This is a genomic window from Actinosynnema sp. (assembly GCF_052038725.1).
In genome coordinates, this window is sequence record NZ_JBQGCX010001399.1 from 1 (window position 1) to 4,695 (window position 4,695).

General features: G+C 73.4%; 4 protein-coding genes and 1 pseudogene. 2 read left to right on the forward strand and 3 right to left on the reverse strand.

Annotation, left to right across the window (positions count from 1 at the left end; genetic code table 11):
* Positions 1 to 885: 885 nt before the first annotated feature.
* Complete coding sequence (locus ACTUAL_RS29580; RefSeq protein ID WP_440902538.1) at positions 886 to 2,283, forward strand: glycoside hydrolase family 6 protein; 1,398 nt, start codon at positions 886 to 888, stop codon at positions 2,281 to 2,283.
* 71 nt (positions 2,284 to 2,354) lie between these two features.
* Complete coding sequence (locus ACTUAL_RS29585; protein WP_440902539.1) at positions 2,355 to 2,723, forward strand: YchJ family protein; 369 nt, start codon at positions 2,355 to 2,357, stop codon at positions 2,721 to 2,723.
* A 3-nt stretch (positions 2,724 to 2,726) separates the two neighbouring features.
* On the opposite strand, the gene ACTUAL_RS29590 is transcribed toward ACTUAL_RS29585, so the two are convergent.
* The 3 genes and pseudogenes from ACTUAL_RS29590 to ACTUAL_RS29600 form a co-directional block, all read right to left on the reverse strand.
* Complete coding sequence (locus ACTUAL_RS29590) at positions 2,727 to 3,614, reverse strand: aminoglycoside phosphotransferase family protein (RefSeq protein ID WP_440902540.1); 888 nt, start codon at positions 3,612 to 3,614, stop codon at positions 2,727 to 2,729.
* A 204-nt stretch (positions 3,615 to 3,818) separates the two neighbouring features.
* Complete coding sequence (locus ACTUAL_RS29595; protein ID WP_096492698.1) at positions 3,819 to 4,358, reverse strand: hypothetical protein; 540 nt, start codon at positions 4,356 to 4,358, stop codon at positions 3,819 to 3,821.
* Positions 4,359 to 4,461: 103 nt separating this feature from the next.
* A pseudogene (locus ACTUAL_RS29600) lies at positions 4,462 to 4,695 on the reverse strand (ABC transporter substrate-binding protein); the annotation flags it as partial.

A 4,695-nucleotide genomic window follows, 5' to 3' on the forward strand; every position in this document is an offset into this window, starting at 1 on the left:
CGAGCGCGCGGTTCACCGCCCTGGCGGACCGCCCGCTCGTCCGGGGGTGGTCCGCTGGGCGGGAGGTGGGGGTCGGCACGGGTCGCCTGGGCGCGCAGAACGGCCCGTGCCGAAGTTCACCGTCCGGAGTCCGCCGTCGGCGCGGGGTGGTTCGGCGGTCGCGTCGGTGGCTCGGCCTGGATGGGCCGGGTCCCGCGCGGGTGGCCGTTCATGCGTCGTCGCATGGCGGTTCCTCCGGGGCTGCGAGGGGCGGAGCGCCTCTGGGAGCGCTCCCAGGTTCGGACTGTAACGGCATCGAAACAGCCTGAAAAGAGGGTTCGACCACAAAGCCTTGACTGACTTCGCCCGCAGTCCACCGGCCGGTGCACCGGTCGGCGTCGCGCGCTGAGCCGAACGCCGAGCGCCGCGAGCGCGCGGGCCGCGGGCCCGACCGGTGACCAGGAACCGCGCCGACCGGCCCCCGGAACCTCGCAAAAGCGGCGTTCACTCCCGTGAACCCGACCTCTGTTGGCGAACGTTCACCCGTCAGCACCAGGAAACGGTGCCGCGTTCGACGCAATTCGACGGAAAAGCGCCACCGATTTCACTTGCCACCCGCACGCGCGCGGGGTCCCACCCGGAACGGCCCCACCACCCCCAGGAACGCCCGCCCGCCGGTCACCGCCGGTGAGCGATTCCAGCCCGATCTCCCCGTCCGCCCGTCCCAAAACCCCGCCTTCTCGACGCAGGGTGAGCGATTCCACCCCACCTCCCCCAGGCAAGACCACTCCCGCACCCTTTTCGACGCCGTTTCCCGGCGGTTACAGTCCCGGCCACCTGGGAGCGCTCCCAGCCCCTGAGTGACAACCCCGTCCCAGCAACGACGCTGCGAAGAGGAACCACACCATGCGATCAACGACCACGGCGCGCGGCAACGGCGCCACGCCGTCGAAGTCCCGTCGCGGGAAGGTGGCAGCGGGAGCGCTGTCCAGCGCGCTGGTCGCCGCGGCCACCGCCCTCGCCACGGGGACGGCTTCCCCCGCGGCGGTGGCGGCGGACTCGGAGTTCTACTCCGACCCGGCGACCAGCGCGGCCAGGTGGGTGGCGGCGAACCCGAACGACAGCAGGGCCGCCGTCATCCGCGACCGCGTCGCCTCGGTCCCCCAGGCGAGGTGGTTCACCACGACCAACACGTCCACGATCCGCTCCGAGGTGGACGCCCACACCTCGGCGGCGGCGTCGGCGGGCAAGACCCCGATCCTGGTGGTCTACAACATCCCCAACCGCGACTGCGGCGGCGCGAGCGGCGGCGGCGCGCCCTCGCACAGCGCCTACCGGCAGTGGGTCGACCAGTTCGCGGCGGGACTCGCGGGCCGCCCGGCCGCGATCATCCTCGAACCCGACGTCCTCCCGATCATGAGCACCTGCCAGAGCGCGTCCCAGCAGGCCGAGACCCGCGCGTCGATGGCCTACGCGGGCAAGGCGCTCAAGGCCGCGTCGGGCCAGGCGAAGGTGTACTTCGACATCGGCCACTCGGCCTGGCTGACCCCGGCCGAGGCCGCGAACCGGCTGCGCGCGGCGGAGGTCTCCACCAGCGCGGACGGCATCGCGACCAACGTCTCCAACTACCGCCGCACCGCCGACGAGGTGGCGTTCGCCAAGGCCACCCTGAACGCGCTCGGCGACGGCAGGCTCAAGGCCGTCGTCGACACCAGCCGCAACGGCAACGGGCCGCTCGGCAGCGAGTGGTGCGACCCGCCCGGCCGCGCGATCGGCACCCCGAGCACCAGGAACACCGGCGACTCGCAGATCGACGCCTTCCTGTGGGTGAAGATCCCCGGCGAGGCGGACGGCTGCATCGCGGGCGCGGGCCAGTTCGTGCCGCAGCGCGCGTACGACATGGCGGTGGCCGCGGGCCCCGTCCCGACGACGACAACGACGACCACCACGACCACGCGCGTCACCACGACCACCACCACGCCCCCGCCGAACGGCGCGGCCTGCGTGGTGCGGCACCGGGTGGTCAGCTCGTGGTCGGGCGGCTACACCGGCGAGGTGGTGATCGAGAACCGGGGTCCGGCGCTCCAGAGCTGGACCTTGGAGTTCTCCGCACCCGGCGTGGCCGTCTCCCAGGGCTGGAGCGGGACGTGGACCGACCTGGGCGACCAGGTCCGGGTCACCAGCGCGTCCTGGAACGGCGGGATCGCCACCGGTGGAACCGCGACCACCGGTTACTCGGCGAGCTTCAGCGGCGGCACGCCCCCGTTCACGTCTCCCGTGCTGAACGGAACGGCCTGCGCCTGACCCGCGCGCTTCCCCAGTCCGCCACCCTCCCCAGCGCGCCAGCCGGGGAGGGTGGCCGCTTTACTGTGCCCATGCGCTGCCCCTGCGGTTCCGGTTCCCCGTACGACGAGTGCTGCGCCCGCTACCACGGCGGCGAGCGCGCGCCGACGGCAGTGGCGCTGATGCGCTCGCGCTACTGCGCGTTCGCGGTGGGCGACACCGACTACCTGCTGCGCACCTGGCACCCGGACACCCGACCGGAGGCGCTGGAGCTGGAGCCGGGGCAGAGGTGGCTGCACCTGGAGGTGCTGTCGTGGACCGGCGGGGGCGTGCTGGACGCCGAGGGCGAGGTGGAGTTCCGGGCGCACTACCGCTGGTCGGGCGGCCGGGAGGAGCTGCACGAGCGGAGCGCGTTCCGCCGGGTCGACGGGGCGTGGGCCTACGTCGAGGCGCTCGGCTGACGGTCAGCCGCCGAACCAGTCCTGCGCCAGGCCGTCGAACGTGGTGGCGCGGCTCGGCGCCTCCCTGAGGTACCAGGGCAGGTTCGAGTACGCGTGCAGCAGGGTGTAGGCCATGACGCGGCGCGGGTCGACCTCGCGCCCGTACCCGGCGAGCAGCGCCCGGTTGGCGGCCCGGTCGCCGCGCGTGAGGAAGACGCCGGTGGCGACGAACTCGTACTCGCGCGCGGCGGGCATGGCGGGCTCGAAGTCGAACAGCCCGGTGAGCCTGCCGCCGCTCGTGAGCAGGTGGGCGCCCATGACCTCGGTGTGCGCGAGGACCCGCGGCTCCGCGCCGAGGTCGACGGAGTCGAGGAAGTCGGGGATCTGCTCGACCCACCGCTCCGCGAGCCCGCGCGCCCGCTGCCGCTCGACGCAGCCCGCGCGCTGCCGCGCGGTGAACGCGGCCCAGTCGGCGGGTTCGGCGACCGGCGAGGGGATCTCGTGCAGCGCGGCGAGGCACTCGCCGACCCGGTGGGCGAGGTCGGCCCGCTCGGCGGCGCCCAGCAGGGGCCACCGCAGGTGGACCTCGTCGCCGTGCAACCGTCCCATGTGGACGTACCCCCAGCCCTGGAACTCCCCGGAGCCGAGGAGTTCGGGCGTGGGCGCCGGGAGCCTGCCGTGCACGGCGGCCAGGACGTCCCGCTCCGCGGCGACCTCCGAGAGGTGCAGCGCGGGGAAGAGCTTGAGCACGTGGTCGTGGCCGACCGAGTAGACCGGGAGCGACCCGGAGGCGAAGCGCTCGGGGGCGGCGGTCAGCCCCAGGCGCCGCGCGAGCTCGGCGACGCCGGGCAGCAGCTCCTCCGGGGTGAGCGCGGCGAACCGGGCCTCGGTGTCGGCGGCGGGCAGCGGCATGGGCGCGAAGCTAGCAGGGGGATCGCTTGCGGCCAAACGGTTTTGCGGGCCCCCGGCGCACGGCGCGAGCGGAGCGGAACCGGGGCGGTCCGGGTTCGGAGGGGCGTCGTGGGAGCGGTTGGCCGGTACCTGCGCGACCGGCCAACCCGTTCCCGGCCCCCTCCCCGCGACCGCTCCGCGCCCCCGACGCGGGTCAGCCCGCCGTCAGCGGTCGAACAGCGGGGCGAAGGCCGTGCGCCAGCTGCTCTCCAGCAGCTCGCCGATGTGCTCGAAGTAGCGCTCCACCACGTACTCGGCGTCGGCGCCGTCGAGCTCGGTGCACTTGTCGAGGTCGTCCCACTCGTGCCCGAGCCCGAGCCGGTCGAGCGCGGCGAGCACCTCGGCGTCCTTCAGGATCGCGCTGTCCCACGCGCAGGCCGCGCCGAGCAGGTAGCGCAGGTGGTAGGTGGTCTCGCCGCGCTCCAGCTCCTCGCTCTCGAAGAACGTGTTCTCGAACTCGGCGAGCCCCGACTCCTCGTCGGCGATCTCGACCAGCTCGGCCCAGTAGGCGGCGTCGTGCTCGCCGTCGGTCTGGGTGAAGTGCTCGGCCGCGAACTCGGCCATGGCCGCCGCGTCGTCGATCAGCGGGGACAGCACGGAGTCGGAGGGGTAGTTGAAGGCGAAGTAGTGCCTGGCGCCGTCCAGGGTGAGGGATTCGATTCCCACAACGGCGCCTTCGCCGCCGGGGAACGGTTCGTAGGTCATGTGATCATCATGGTTGACCAGGCCGACAATTCCGACAGGCGTAACCGGTTGCGACGGTTGGAGCAATCTCACACCGCCGAAGGGTTGCCCTCCACCGGCGCGCTCACCTCGGCAGGGCGCAGGCGGCGTCCGCGTTGAAGGCGGCGGGTCCGGTGTCGAGCGCGCCACGCCGCGCGGTCGCCTCGTAGCCCTGGGTGCACGGCGGCGGCTCGAAGAAGGTGAGCGCGAGGCCGAGGGAGACGGCGCCGCCGGAGTACACCGACTGCCCGACCTCGACGGCGCGCGGCAGGGACACCAGGAGCTGCTCCAGCTCGCCCTGCCCGCGCAGCAGCACGTC

Coding starts and splice junctions, on each gene's coding strand:
- ACTUAL_RS29580 (WP_440902538.1), top strand. CDS start 886: ATGCGATCAACGACCACGGCGCGCGGCAACGGCGCCACGCCGTCGAAG.
- ACTUAL_RS29585 (WP_440902539.1), top strand. CDS start 2,355: ATGCGCTGCCCCTGCGGTTCCGGTTCCCCGTACGACGAGTGCTGCGCC.
- ACTUAL_RS29590 (WP_440902540.1), bottom strand. CDS start 3,614: ATGCCGCTGCCCGCCGCCGACACCGAGGCCCGGTTCGCCGCGCTCACC.
- ACTUAL_RS29595 (WP_096492698.1), bottom strand. CDS start 4,358: ATGACCTACGAACCGTTCCCCGGCGGCGAAGGCGCCGTTGTGGGAATC.